Source organism: Pseudomonas sp. LBUM1673, assembly GCF_059695645.1.
On sequence record NZ_CP166780.1, the window covers coordinates 1,729,617 to 1,742,834 of the forward strand.

The 13,218-nt window shown below is 58.7% G+C and carries 12 protein-coding genes, 4 tRNA genes and 1 pseudogene; 14 read left to right on the plus strand and 3 right to left on the minus strand.

What is annotated here, in order from left to right:
- The first annotated feature begins 160 nt into the window (after positions 1-160).
- Positions 161-859, plus strand: a complete 699-nt coding sequence (gene pyrF / locus ACA044_RS07795) for an orotidine-5'-phosphate decarboxylase (protein ID WP_027621111.1) — start codon at positions 161-163, stop codon at positions 857-859.
- A gap of 113 nt (positions 860-972) precedes the next feature.
- On the opposite strand, the gene ACA044_RS07800 is transcribed toward pyrF, so the two are convergent.
- Entirely contained in the window at positions 973-1,977 is a 1,005-nt protein-coding gene (locus tag ACA044_RS07800) for an NADP-dependent oxidoreductase (RefSeq protein WP_497445846.1), read from the minus strand.
- A 236-nt stretch (positions 1,978-2,213) separates the two neighbouring features.
- Here ACA044_RS07800 and ACA044_RS07805 point away from each other — a divergent pair, with 236 nt between their 5' ends.
- The 4 genes and pseudogenes from ACA044_RS07805 (at position 2,214) to ACA044_RS07820 (ending at position 6,758) form a co-directional block, all read left to right on the plus strand.
- Positions 2,214-2,975, plus strand: a complete 762-nt coding sequence (locus ACA044_RS07805; RefSeq protein WP_497445847.1) for an SDR family oxidoreductase — start codon at positions 2,214-2,216, stop codon at positions 2,973-2,975.
- A gap of 282 nt (positions 2,976-3,257) precedes the next feature.
- On the plus strand, positions 3,258-4,637 hold the full coding sequence (locus tag ACA044_RS07810) for an aminotransferase-like domain-containing protein (protein ID WP_497445848.1): 1,380 nt from the start codon (positions 3,258-3,260) through the stop codon (positions 4,635-4,637).
- A 1,035-nt stretch (positions 4,638-5,672) separates the two neighbouring features.
- Positions 5,673-5,849, plus strand: a pseudogene (locus ACA044_RS07815) (HAMP domain-containing protein); the annotation flags it as partial.
- Between the two features lie 204 nt (positions 5,850-6,053).
- Entirely contained in the window at positions 6,054-6,758 is a 705-nt protein-coding gene (locus ACA044_RS07820) for a methyl-accepting chemotaxis protein (protein ID WP_497447181.1), read from the plus strand.
- Positions 6,759-6,989: 231 nt separating this feature from the next.
- Here ACA044_RS07820 and ACA044_RS07825 read toward each other — a convergent pair whose 3' ends face one another.
- Positions 6,990-7,748 (minus strand): hypothetical protein, encoded by a 759-nt coding sequence (locus ACA044_RS07825; protein WP_497445849.1) that lies wholly within the window; start codon positions 7,746-7,748, stop codon positions 6,990-6,992.
- 391 nt (positions 7,749-8,139) lie between these two features.
- On the opposite strand from ACA044_RS07825, the gene ACA044_RS07830 reads away from it, so the two are divergent.
- The 4 genes from ACA044_RS07830 (at position 8,140) to ACA044_RS07845 (ending at position 8,553) form a co-directional block, all read left to right on the plus strand.
- Positions 8,140-8,215, plus strand: a tRNA-Glu gene (locus tag ACA044_RS07830).
- Positions 8,216-8,217: 2 nt separating this feature from the next.
- Positions 8,218-8,293 (plus strand) — tRNA-Gly (locus ACA044_RS07835).
- Positions 8,294-8,398: 105 nt separating this feature from the next.
- Positions 8,399-8,474, plus strand: a tRNA-Glu gene (locus tag ACA044_RS07840).
- A gap of 3 nt (positions 8,475-8,477) precedes the next feature.
- A tRNA-Gly gene (locus ACA044_RS07845) sits at positions 8,478-8,553 on the plus strand.
- A 73-nt stretch (positions 8,554-8,626) separates the two neighbouring features.
- On the opposite strand, the gene ACA044_RS07850 is transcribed toward ACA044_RS07845, so the two are convergent.
- Positions 8,627-9,493, minus strand: a complete 867-nt coding sequence (locus tag ACA044_RS07850; protein WP_497445850.1) for an AraC family transcriptional regulator — start codon at positions 9,491-9,493, stop codon at positions 8,627-8,629.
- 412 nt (positions 9,494-9,905) lie between these two features.
- Between ACA044_RS07850 and ACA044_RS07855 the strand changes: the two genes are divergently transcribed.
- The 5 genes from ACA044_RS07855 to cpaB all read left to right on the plus strand — a co-directional run bounded on the left by ACA044_RS07855 (position 9,906) and on the right by cpaB (position 13,170).
- Complete coding sequence (locus ACA044_RS07855) at positions 9,906-10,100, plus strand: Flp family type IVb pilin (RefSeq protein WP_497445851.1); 195 nt, start codon at positions 9,906-9,908, stop codon at positions 10,098-10,100.
- A 149-nt stretch (positions 10,101-10,249) separates the two neighbouring features.
- Positions 10,250-10,444 carry a Flp family type IVb pilin gene (locus ACA044_RS07860; RefSeq protein WP_497445852.1) on the plus strand — a complete coding sequence of 65 codons (195 nt, stop codon included), beginning with the start codon at positions 10,250-10,252 and terminating at the stop codon, positions 10,442-10,444.
- Positions 10,445-10,474: 30 nt separating this feature from the next.
- The gene (locus tag ACA044_RS07865) at positions 10,475-11,005 is read left to right on the plus strand and encodes an A24 family peptidase (protein WP_497445853.1); all 531 of its coding nucleotides are present in this window, start codon (positions 10,475-10,477) and stop codon (positions 11,003-11,005) included.
- A gap of 2 nt (positions 11,006-11,007) precedes the next feature.
- A complete protein-coding gene (locus ACA044_RS07870; protein WP_497445854.1) occupies positions 11,008-12,336 on the plus strand; it encodes a DUF8689 domain-containing protein in 1,329 nt (442 codons plus the stop codon).
- A gap of 15 nt (positions 12,337-12,351) precedes the next feature.
- Positions 12,352-13,170, plus strand: a complete 819-nt coding sequence (gene cpaB / locus ACA044_RS07875) for a Flp pilus assembly protein CpaB (RefSeq protein ID WP_497445855.1) — start codon at positions 12,352-12,354, stop codon at positions 13,168-13,170.
- Positions 13,171-13,218: the final 48 nt, after the last annotated feature.

Consider the following 13,218-nt stretch of genomic DNA (forward strand, 5'->3'; position numbering starts at 1 on the left):
GGGTGTTGCAGGCGTGTCGTGTGTGTACCGAACTCGACACAATTGCCGCAGGAGCTAGTCTTGTCTGAGCCGCGACGACGAATTACCGATCATCGGGTCCCGCAGCGGCGCTGGTTCCGCTACAATACGCGCCGATTTCGACTTGCCTGAGAGCCCACTCATGTCCGCCTGCCAGACGCCTATCATCGTCGCCCTGGATTTCCCTACCCGTGACGCCGCACTGAAGCTGGCCGATCAGCTGGACCCGAAGCTGTGCCGGGTCAAAGTCGGTAAAGAACTGTTCACCAGTTGCGCCTCGGAAATCGTCGGCACCTTGCGCGACAAAGGCTTCGAAGTGTTCCTGGACCTCAAGTTCCACGACATCCCGAACACCACTGCCATGGCCGTGAAGGCGGCTGCGGAAATGGGCGTGTGGATGGTCAACGTGCACTGCTCCGGTGGCCTGCGCATGATGGCCGCCTGCCGTGAAGTGCTCGATCAGCGCAGCGGCCCGAAACCGCTGTTGATCGGCGTGACCGTGCTGACCAGCATGGAGCGTGAGGATCTGGCGGGTATCGGTCTGGACATCGAGCCGCAGGAGCAGGTGCTGCGCCTGGCCGCGCTGGCGGAAAAGGCCGGGATGGACGGTCTGGTCTGTTCGGCCCTGGAAGCCCAGGCCTTGAAAGCCGCTCACCCGTCGCTGCAACTGGTGACCCCGGGGATTCGCCCGGCGGGCAGCGCCCAGGACGATCAGCGCCGCATCCTGACCCCGCGTCAGGCGCTGGATGCCGGTTCCGACTACCTGGTGATCGGCCGTCCGATCAGCCAGGCGGCGGATCCGGCCAAGGCGTTGGCTGATGTTGTTGCAGAGCTGGCTTAAGCAGCGCCTGCAAAACCATTCGCAGGCAAGCCTCGCTCCTACAGGTCATGTGTCGGTCGCATAATCCGTGCATGACACATAACCTGTAGGAGCGAGGCTTGCCCGCGAAGCTTTTATACCTTCAACACCAACTTCCCGAAATTCTCGCCGCTGAACAGCTTCATCAGCGTTTCCGGGAATGTTTCCAGTCCTTCGACGATGTCTTCCTTGCTCTTGAGCTGCCCCTTGGCCATCCAGCCGGCCATTTCCTGCCCGGCAGCGGCGAACTGCGCGGCGTAATCCATCACCACGAAGCCTTCCATCCGTGCACGGTTGACCAGCAGCGACAGGTAGTTGGCCGGGCCTTTGACCGCTTCCTTGTTGTTGTACTGGCTGATGGCACCGCAAATCACCACCCGCGCCTTCAGGTTCAGACGGCTCAGCACGGCATCGAGAATATCGCCGCCGACGTTATCGAAATACACGTCGACGCCTTTCGGGCATTCGCGCTTGAGGCCGGCCTGCACGTCTTCGTTTTTGTAGTCGATGGCACCGTCAAAACCCAGCTCATCGATCAGGAACTTGCACTTGTCCGCGCCGCCGGCAATGCCGACTACCCGGCAGCCTTTGATCTTGGCGATCTGCCCGGCAATGCTGCCCACCGCACCGGCCGCGCCCGACAACACCACGGTGTCACCGGCTTTCGGCGCGCCGACATCGAGCAGGGCGAAGTAGGCGGTCATTCCGGTCATGCCCAACGCGGATAAATAGCGCGGCAGCGGTGCCAGTTTTGGATCGACCTTGTAGAAACCTCGTGGTTCGCCGAGGAAGTAGTCCTGCACACCCAAGGCACCGTTGACGTAGTCCCCCACCGCAAAGCCTGGATTGTTCGAGGCGATGACTTTGCCTACGCCCAATGCACGCATGACTTCGCCAATGCCAACCGGAGGGATGTAGGACTTGCCCTCGTTCATCCAGCCACGCATGGCCGGGTCCAGGGACAGGTATTCGTTTTTGACCAGGATCTGACCCGTCGCCGGCTCGCCGACCGGTACTTCTTGATAGGTGAAAGTCTCACGGGTAGCGGCCCCCACGGGACGTTTGGCGAGCAGGAACTGGCGATTGGTCTGGGTAGTCATGACAGGCACTCAAGATGAATGAAGCCTTGTTGATAGACCTTCATTGGCGATGCTGCAAGGTGGGCTGACGCTGCGAATGCACATCGATCCAGTGCAGTGATAGTCAGGGCGATAGCTCTATCACTACAACTCATGGGCGCCCAACCGGCCTTCTGATAGTGCTGCCGTGCCATAGGCCCCTGTGGCTAGACTGGGAATACACGATTCCCCGCATTTTTCCCTTCGAGGACATAACAATGAGCATGACGTTTTCCGGCCAGGTCGCCGTTGTGACGGGCGCGGCCAATGGCATTGGCCGCGCAACCGCTTTGGCGTTCGCCGCCGAAGGTTTGAAAGTCGTGGTTGCCGATCTGGACGCGGCCGGTGGTGAAGGCACTGTGGCGTTGATACGTACCGCCGGCGGGGAAGCGACCTTCGTGCGTTGTAATGTCACTGTGGAAAGCGATGTAAAAAATCTGATGGACGAGGTAGTGAATACCTACGGCCGTCTCGACTATGCCTTCAACAACGCCGGCATCGAGATCGAGAAAGGCAAACTGGCCGAAGGCACGGTCGATGAGTTCGACGCGATCATGAGCGTCAACGTCAAAGGTGTCTGGCTTTGCATGAAGTATCAGTTGCCATTGCTGCTGGCTCAGGGCAGCGGCGCGATCGTCAACACCGCTTCGGTCGCCGGCCTGGGCGCTGCGCCGAAGATGAGCATCTACGCCGCCTCGAAACACGCGGTGATCGGCCTGACCAAATCGGCGGCCATCGAATACGCCAAGAAAAAGATTCGCGTGAATGCGGTGTGCCCGGCGGTGATCGACACCGACATGTTCCGTCGAGCCTATGAAGCGGACCCGAAGAAGGGCGAGTTCGCCAACGCCATGCACCCGGTCGGGCGTATCGGCAAGGTCGAAGAAATTGCCAGCGCGGTGCTGTACCTGTGCAGCGACGGGGCGGCGTTCACCACCGGTCATTCGCTGGCGGTGGATGGTGGGGTCACGGCGTTTTGATGTTTCAGGCTGCGTAATGCCTGTCAAAGCGCAACCCATGTGGGAGCGGGCTTGCCCGCGAAGACGGCGGCACAGTCAGCATCGATGTCGCCTGACATAACGCCTTCGCGGGCAAGTCCGCTCCCACAGGTTTTTTTATTGTTCGGCGCCGGTTCCCTGGTGACGCCGATCAATGTGTTTCAAATGGTTAGAACCGAGGGTTTTGGCGGCGTTGTCGCACATCCCGTCGCGCGCTCCTGTGATTAACTGTTTCCCGCAAAACGGACAGGAGTTTGCTTGCTCATGGAGTTGAGAATCGATCGACAGGCAATGGTGCCGGTCGTGCAGCAAATCGTCGACGCGTTAGGCGACTGGCTCCGTCGCGGTGAAGTGCCGCCGGGGACGCGTTTGCCCTCCGTGCGGCAAATAGCGCGGATCAATCTGCTCAGCCAGTCCAGCGTTGTTGAAGCCTGTGAACGGTTAGTGGCTCAAGGGGTCCTGGCGACGCGTAGTGGGGCGGGCTTCGTTGTCGCGGCAACAGCGCTGGCCACTCAGGGGCAATGGGGTTTGCCCAGGTTCGAGGGGGCAGAGGAGAAACCGAGCGGCCTTGTGGGCGAACTGAAGCTGGGCTGCGGCGGCTTACCCGAAAGCTGGCGCGAGACTGACGACCTGAGCTATGCAATACGCCAGGTCAGCCGCACCGACATGGCCGGATTGTTCAACTACAGCACGCCGTTGGGCCTGCTTGCCCTGCGCCAGCAGATCCTCAAGCGGCTGAAACTGCTGAATATCACGGTGGATGAAAGTCGAATCCTGACCACGGCGGGCGCCAGTCATGGGCTCGACCTGATCGTGCGCACTTTGTTCGAGCCGGGCGATTGCGTGGTGGTGGAGAGTCCCGGGTATTCGACGCTGTTCGATCTGCTCAGGCTGCACGGGGTCAGCATGATCGAGGTGCCACGAACCCCTCGCGGGCCAGACACGGAAGCACTCAAGGCCTTGTTGCTCAAGTACAAGCCCCGTGGGATGTTCATCAACAGCTTCTATCACAACCCGACCGGCAGCAGTTTGACTCCAGAGGTGGCTCAGCAGGTTCTGCAACTGGCCAAAAAACATGGCGTGCTGGTGATCGAAGACGACGTCTACGCGGATTTGCACAGCGGCCCGGGTACGCGCCTCGCGGCGTTGGGTATCGATGACAACGTGATCTACGTCGGCAGCTACTCCAAAACCCTCAGCAGTTCCTTACGGGTCGGTTTTGTCGTGGCCGGTGCCGACGTTATTTCGCGATTGGCCGAGGTCAAGATGATCAGCAGCATGGGCGCTTCACGGTTTTGCGAGTCGGTGCTGGCTTGTCTGTTGGCCAGTGGTGCCTATCGCAAACTGGTGCAGCGTCAGCGCCAGCGGTTGAGCACGGATAGGGAGGCGGCCTTGCAAGTGCTCGAAGACGCGGAATGGGAGGTTTTCGGCAAACCTGTGGGTGGTCTGTTCATTTGGGCGCGATCGCGCAGGTCCGATTACGCTCAGGTGCGAACTCAGGCGCGGCGCTTCGGTGTCCTGCTGTCTTGCCCGACGGCGTTCAGCCCGACCGGCCAGGCTCATGACTGGCAGCGCATCAACGTTGCCTATGCCTGTGATCCGCGCGCCCGGGCATTTTTTCAGGCCACCGCCAGGGTCTGTTGACGTTTGGTGACGCCAACAGACCCTGGGGATCGACCTCAAGCGTTCTGAAAACGACGCGGGCGTAGCTTTTGGCCATTATTCCGACGCCAGAGACTTGTGTTGGCACAAGCCCGTTGCGAATCTGCATCAACAGATAATGGCAGGGGACTAAGCGCAATGATTTCGGCCGTGCAAGGACGTTTTGCCAACCTCGGTATGGCGAAAAAACTGGGTATAGGGTTTGTACTGGTGCTGCTGTTGACAGCCCTGGTGGCGGCCATCGGCGTATGGTCCCTGCAAACCATCAGTCATCGCTTCGACGGGCTCAAACAGATGTCGTCGCTCAACAGCGGTTTGCTCAAGGTGCGCTTGCTCGAGCAGGAATACGCTTTGCACGGCAGCCCGAAAACCGCGGATGCCCTGCGCGCGGGGGTGGACGCTCTGATCGCTCTGGCGGCCCAGCTCAAGGCGCAGTCGGCGGCCAATGTGCCGGTCATGAACGACGTCGAGCAGTCTCTGGGGGCTTATCGCAAGGCCTTTGATGAGTTCGTCTCGCTGAGTCAGGCCAAGGACCTGGCGCTGGAAATGGCCAGTTGGTCGGTGTCCAGCGTGGCCAATAACCTGGATGTGCTGCAGGCCGGGCTTGCCGACGATGGCGCCTATACCTTGAAGGAATCCGAGGGTAAGGACGGTGCGCAATTCATCGAGCAGGCCAATCAGGTCAGCCAGGTATCGCGGCTGATGTTGCAGGCCATGAACGAAGCGCGCGTACGCCTGGACCAGAGCCGCAAAGGCGACGACAGCGCCGGGCAGGGCAAGATCGAGCAGGCCGACCAGGCGCTGACTCAGGCCGGGGAGCTGAAAACCACGGTCAAGGATGAGGGCTACCAGACTGTCCTCAATGAAGTGGCGGGTCACATTGCCAGTTTCAGTGAAAAACTCGCTGAGTACACCGGCCTGTTGGCACAGGAAAAGACCGTCTACGAGCAACTCCACCAGCGCGCCGCTCAAGTGGTGGAGCGAGTGGATCAGGCCTACGTTGCCGAGGACCAGTCGATGCAGGCGGAGCTGAAAAAGAACTCGCTGTTGATCATCGGCTCCTCGGCACTGGCCTTGCTGGTGGGGTTGATTGCTGCGTGGGTGATTACCCGGTTGATCGTCGCACCGCTACGCAGCGTGATCCGTGTCGCTCAGCAGATCGCCGCGGGCGATTTGAGTGCGACGATTGAAGTGACCCGCCGTGATGAGATCGGCCAGTTGATGCAAGCCATGCAGCAAATGGGCGCGGGGCTCAGCAGTATCGTCAGTGGTTTGCAGGCCGGTATCGAACAGTTGGCAAGCTCTGCTCAATCGCTGTCGGCGGTGACGGAGCAGACCAATCTTGAAGTCAGCAGCCAGAAGGAAGAAACCGAGCAGGTCGCCACCGCGATGAACCAGATGACCGCCACAGTACACGACGTTGCACGCAATGCAGAGGAGGCCGCCCAAGCGGCGCAGACCGCGGACGGGAAGGTGGAAAGCGGTCAACAGGTGGTGCGCCAGAGCATGGCGCGGATCGAGCAATTGGCGGACTCAGCCACCTCGGCCAGCTCCAGCATCGAAAGCCTCAGTGCAGAAATCCAGAACATCGGCACGGTGCTTGGCGTGATCAAAAGCGTTGCCGAGCAGACCAACCTGTTGGCGCTCAATGCGGCCATCGAGGCAGCACGGGCCGGCGAGCAGGGCAGGGGGTTTGCGGTGGTGGCCGATGAGGTTCGGGCACTGGCCAGGCGAACTCAGCAATCGACCGAGGAAATCGAGCGTCTGGTCAGCGCCTTGCGCTCGGCGGCGCAGTCGTCGGTGCAGCAGATTCAGAACAGTGGCGAGTTGGTGAAGCTGGCGGTGAGCGATGCGTTGCAGACCGAGAGTGCGTTGGGGAGTATTGCGGCAGCGGTGTCGTTGATTCAGCAGATGAACCAGCAGATTGCGGCGGCGGCCGAGGAGCAGAGTTCGGTGGCCGAAGAGATCAATCGCAGTGTCACCAGTATTCGCGCCAGTGCGGATCAGTCGTCATTGGCGATGCGGGGCAATGCGGCTTCCAGTATTGAGTTGGCGCAGCTGGGGGTTGAGTTGAAGGGGATGGTGGGGCATTTCAGGCTCTAGAAGCTGCCGAAGCATCCATCAATCCCAACGCAAAAAAAAGCCACCTGACCTGGTTAATGCCAGTCGGTTAAGCACAATCCATGTGGGAGCGGGCTTGCTCGCGAAAGCGGAGTGTCATTCAACATTGATGTTGGCTGACCTGACGCCTTCGCGAGCAAGCCCGCTCCCACAGGTTTCGTTCTTAACTGACAGACATAAACCTGACCCGGTGGCTTTTCAGCATGTGCATGATCAGTCGTAGATCGCCTTTTTCTTCCAGTCGGCATCAGCCTCAACGTCTTTGAGACCTTCAGTCAGTTGGTTGATCTCGCCTTCAACCGGAGCGATCTTGTCCATGACCTGGGCATTGGCGCGGGCCAGGAGTTTTTCCAGGTATTCGAGTTGTTCGCTGTAGACCTGGGGTTCCGGTTGTTTGCGCAGGTATTGCACGCCGCGTTCGAAGGCCAGGCGTGCCTGGCCTGGCTGGTTCTGTTGCAGGGAATGCTGGCCGAGGTTGTTGAAGAACTCGATGTGCAGCAGGACCAGGATGTGGCGCACTTCGCGGATCCAGTGCTTGGCTTCGTTGGGCGGCAGGAAACCGTCCTGTGCGGCGCGGGTGATCTGGCCGTGCAGGGCTTCAAGCAGGAAGCGCACGTCTTTGGCTTTGGCTTCGGTCTGGATCGGTGCCGGCGGGTTGTTGACCGGGATCGATTCACCTTGGGCGACCAGGGCATTGAGCTCGGTAATCCGTGCCTTTAATGTTGCATTGGATTTTTCCAGGTTCAGCAGGCGCTGGCAGACGTTCAGTTCCAGACGGGTCAACAGCCGCTTGAGCGCGGGAGTCATGAACTGCCCGGGGAAGGTCTCGGTGATTTCGCCGCAGCGACGCAAGCGGTCGTTGAGTTCAACCTTGGTGCGGGCCTTTTCCAGCTTGTTGTTTTCCACCACATGGTTCATGTAGCCAATGGCGATCAATAGTGCGACCCCGGCTACGACTAGCAGGGTGATCATGAGTGGTGTCACCGGTAAGACCTCTTTATAGGGTTCGCGTGCGAGTCGAGTGTAGTGGCTTGGCATTTGGGTGCAAGGGCCGCTCGACGAGTGAATCGGTTATGGCTCTACTTATATCGGCCGTAAAGCTGCAGATATAAGTAATAATGAGCTAGGTGCACATTGCCATCATCTCGGCGTGGACTATAGCGCCTCAGTGGATGCCAGAATATAGGCGCCAAAGGTCAGGCGACGGAAAAGCCTGAATCCCGGCCGAAAGCAGGGCGAAGTCATTGATTTAAATAAATTTATATCTGGGGGTTGACGACCCCTCAATCCATCCATAGAATGCGCGCCACTTACAGCGTAAAGCACACAGCGAAACGCGGTAGGGAGTGAATGTTGTACGTGTGTCCCCTTCGTCTAGTGGCCTAGGACACCGCCCTTTCACGGCGGTAACAGGGGTTCGAGTCCCCTAGGGGACGCCAATGCGGGAATAGCTCAGTTGGTAGAGCACGACCTTGCCAAGGTCGGGGTCGCGAGTTCGAGTCTCGTTTCCCGCTCCAGTTTTAAACGGCTTTGCTTTAGGGCAGGGCTGAGTGAAACCAGAACCCAATCTTCGGATTGCGGATCTGGGCACCGAAACACACACCATGTGTTCCGGGCAGCGTGTCCCCTTCGTCTAGTGGCCTAGGACACCGCCCTTTCACGGCGGTAACAGGGGTTCGAGTCCCCTAGGGGACGCCATTTGCGGGAATAGCTCAGTTGGTAGAGCACGACCTTGCCAAGGTCGGGGTCGCGAGTTCGAGTCTCGTTTCCCGCTCCAAATTCAAAAAAAACGCCGCTCAATGAGCGGCGTTTTTTTGTGCGCGTAATTTGTCACGCGCCTAAAAACTGCCTCAACTTCCGAGGCTCTGCACCAGGCTTTCGAGTACTTCCGCGGTTGTATCCTCCAACGCCGGTTGTGCTGCCACTGCTCTGAGTTGGCATGTCAAACGGTATTCGCTGGGCGTGCAGTTGACGAACTGCTTGAAAGCGCGAGCGAAGTAGGACGGATCCTTGAAGCCGGCCTCATAGCCGATACTGGTAATAGGCATCTGGCTGTTGTCGAGCAGTTGTTTGGCGAAGATCATGCGCTTGTTCAAGATGTAATCCGTGAAGCCAATTCCATTGGCCTCCTTGAACAGGCGGCTGAAGCGAAATGTCGTCATGCCGCAGCGCTTCGCCAAATCCCTTTGATCGATGCTGTCCCGAAAGTGCTGATCGATGTACAGCATGACATTGCTCAGCGCCTGGTGTTTTTGGTGCCCCGAGGTCAACCGGATGCTGTCCGGCAGGGTCGGGGAGTGATCGATCAGCGATGTCTGGCCCTGACCGTTGGCATTTCGGCGCAACTCGCACAGCTGCACCACCGCCGTCAGGTAGCGCTTCTTCTCGGTGGCCGAGAGCGGGAGCACCATGTATTCCCAGACACTGGAGCGCATGGCCCAGACGGCCAGTTCTTCCGAGTGCTGCACGGTGAACATGGTAATCGGGATAGTGGGGGTGGTGCGTTTGATCTCCAGCAACAGCCTCAAGCCTGGTGTGTCGGGGCGATCAAAATGGATGCAGATCATGTCTGCCTGTTCCCCGTGGGGCAACACGGAGTTTTTCGCCAATTTGCAGTCGCAGGTGCCCTCGAACTGCGCGATGAGTTCCTTCGTGGAACGATCGTGGGTCAGATCGAACCACAGTAGCGATGGCCTTCTGGTCAAATCGGACGTCATGTCTCTACTCTGCGGTTCTTAGTGCCCCTCTTCGCTGAGTAGTATTGCTAACGTGCTATCACTTTGCAGACTAAATGCTGATAAGAAAGACGAAAGTTAGTTCTATTCGCTCTATGTGATGCCTGGAATAAGCGCTGGGCGATTGTTTGTTAGTTTATTTCGACGTCCCAGGCATCAACCGCCCGTCGCTTGTGAATTAACGACAGTCACCTTGGCAATGCCTGCCTTGTTTTATCCCCTCCTGTTACCTCTGCAAAGTCCAATAACCCGGTACTTGGCAGCGTCCGCAAAAAAGTCCTAGTGATGTGCAAAATCTTCCTAACGCCTATGCCTGCCCCCTGACTAGGGTTGCATCAGGCAGCACAGAACGTACTGCCTTCCGAAAAAACAACATTCGAGTGAGGTGGGCAAAATGATCCTGCAAACAATCAAGGCTTCGGTAATGAAGTTCGTCAAAGACGAAGATGGTCTGACCATTGTGGAGTACGCAGTGGCCGGTGGGCTGATTACGGTGGCTGTCGCCGCAGCGTTCGTAACGCTTGGGGGCCAGGTGAATACCAAAATCGAAGCGCTGTGCACCGCGGTCAACGGTGGGGCCGCTTGCTGATAACGATAATTCCTACTCGGGGACGCGGCGATGCCCATAGAACCGGTTTGTCACTATTTCTGATAGGGCGCCGGGCAACTTTCTTAATGGGCTTCGCGCTGTCCCTGCCAACTTACGTAATGAGCGGCATGGCCGCTGGAGTGATCGAAATGACTCTGCAAACAATCAAGGCTTCGGTAGTGAAGTTCGTCAAAGACGAGGATGGCCTGACCATTGTGGAATACGCGGTGGCGGGTGGGCTGATTACCGTGGCTGTCGCCGCAGCGTTCGTAACGCTTGGGGGCCAGGTGAATACCAAAATCGAAGGGCTTTGTGCCGCGGTCAACGGTGGGGCCGCTTGCTGATAACAATAAGTCGCACTCGGGAGACGCGCCATGTCCATGGAATTGCTGGTGTCGACAGTCGTACTGCTAGGACTGCTGGGCGTCGCGGTGGTGAGCGATCTGCTTCGCCACCGTATTCCCAATATGCTGGTCTTGTTGGGCCTTGCCCTGGGATTGGCCGGTCAGGCTTATTCAGGTGGTGTCAGCGGATTGGGTGACAGCCTGTTGGGTATGCTGATCTGTTTTGGGCTGTTTCTGCCGATGTACGCCGTGGGGGGCATGGCCGCCGGTGATGTCAAGTTGATGGCCATGGTCGGCAGTTTTTTACCGGTTCATTTCGCGTTGTGGGCTGCCTTGTTCAGCCTGATGGCCGGCGGCGTATGCGGTTTTCTGATCGTGCTGTTCCGCGGTCAATTGCTGCAGACCCTGGGCCGTTATCGGCTGATTCTGAGGGCGCAGTCCTATCTGGCGCCGACTTCAGATGAAGTAGCCGGCAAGCCTTTCCCCTATTCGATTGCAATCTTGATAGGCACTTTGAACAGCGTCTACTGGCAACTCGTTGCCGGTGGATTGGGAGGTTAGTCATGCACGTCATCGTCGAAAGTGGTGCCTACTCCAGCGACCGGGATGCGGTGCAACGACTGGCGCCTCAGCCGTGCACAATCAGCGATACCGGTCTGACAGACAGTTTTCTCGGTGAGTTGGTGTGCAAGCATTTGCATGACGCCGGCGTGCTCGACATGTCGCGGCTGGTGGAACGCCTGGCGTTGACCGGCGCCGTACTTGAAGAGGTCCTGGCGTTTCTGCGCAAGGACGGCCGTGTCGAAGTGCTTGGCCAGATGGGGCAATCCGGTGGGCAGATGCTGCGTTATGGCTTGACCGAACGCGGACGCAGTGCCGCCCGCGATGCCCTGTCGCGCAGTGGCTATATCGGTGCGGCACCGTTCCCGGTGAGTACCTACCGGTCTCTGATCAAACTACAGACTATTCACCATGGTCGCATCAACGCCAACGATATGCGCAATGCCCTTGCTGGCGTGGTGCTCACGGAGGGGATGCTCGATCAACTGGGGGTGGCACTGAACTCCGGCCGCGCGATCATGATTTATGGCCCGGCGGGTACCGGCAAGACCTATGTCAGCAGCCGGCTGATTCGTCTGTTCGCCGAGGCCATCTGGGTGCCTCATGCCATCGTGATCAACGAGTCGGTGATCGAGATTTATGACCCGCAGGTGCATCAGCGCCTGGATGACAACAGTCAACCGAACAATCTGATGCTCAACGAAGGGATCGACCGTCGACTGCTGCGCTGCAAACGCCCGATCGTCATTACGGGCGGTGAGTTGAGCATGGAACAGCTGGACGTTCGCTATGACCCCTACACCCGTCAGTACCAGGCCGCCTTGCAGCTCAAGGCCAGCAATGGCCTGTTCATCATCGACGACATGGGACGCCAGCGCATGGCCCCCGCCGAGTTGTTGAACCGCTGGATCGTACCCATGGAAGAGAAACGTGACTTCCTCAACTTGGGCGGCGGTCGGCATTGCGAGCTGCCGTTCGATCTGATTCTGGTGTTCTCCACCAACCTCAATCCCCTGGAGCTGGCCGATGAGGCCTTCCTGCGCCGGATTGGCTACAAGCTGCAGTTCGGTTACCTGAAGCCTGAGGAATACGAAAAGATCTGGCGTCAGGAATGCGAGCGCCTGGGCATTCCTTTTGACCCGCTGCTGCTGCGATATGTACTGCAAAGGCTTTATGCAAGTGAAGGCATGCCTCTGGTGCCTTGCCATCCCCGCGATCTCCTGAACATGGCACTCGACCGTCAGCGTTACCTGGGCGGCTCCGGGGCTCTGTCGCCACAGGAACTGGAATGGGCCTGGCACAACTATTTCGTCCAGCTCGACTTTCTTTGATACGGAGATACTGACATGAGCTCTCGTACTCTTTCCCTGATAGGCGTTTCCCTGGTCATGGGCCTTGGTGCTGCATGGATGGCCGACTCCTGGCTGAGCGCACGGCTCAATGCCAGCCCGGATGACCACCTTCGAAGCGTGGTGGTTGCCACAGTAGAGATTCCATTCGGGCAGATGGTCGAGGCTCAACAGGTCACGACCCTGCGCATGCCCATGGACACGATCCCGGACGATGCCTTCGATTCCACCGAAAAAGCAGTAGGCAAGATCGCAACGTTCGACATCCTGAAGGGCGACATCATGCGCGGCGCGCGGCTGAGTGAACATTTGGGTGGCAGCACCCTGGCCTCTCTGATTGCAACCGACAAACGTGCCATCTCGGTACGCGTGGACGATGTGGTTGGCGTGGGTGGGTTCCTTCTGCCAGGTAACCGGGTCGATGTGCTGGCGACCAAAACCACCAGTGCCGGCAGTAACAATGCCGTGTCCAGGACCATCCTCGAGAACTTGCGGGTATTGGCGGTGGACCAGACCGCAGGTACCGACAAGACCCAACCGGTAGTGGTGCGTGCGGTAACGCTGGAGATGACGACTGCAGAGGCTGAAACCCTGGTCACGGCGCAAACGGAAGGGAAACTGCAACTGACCCTGCGCAATCCGCTGAACTCCGAGAAAAAAATCGCGGCCGTTGCGCCTGTTGCGCCTGCCGCACCGGTCATGGCTGTAGCCACTGCCACGGTGCCAAAACGCGTGGTGCGGCGCAGCGGCGGCGAGGGGGGCGGGTCCATCACCGTTATCCGCGGGATCGAAACTAATGTAGTCAAGATTCGCTGACAGGGGCGCAACCGGTGCCTGGGCACCATGGCATTGGCGGAGCCGATC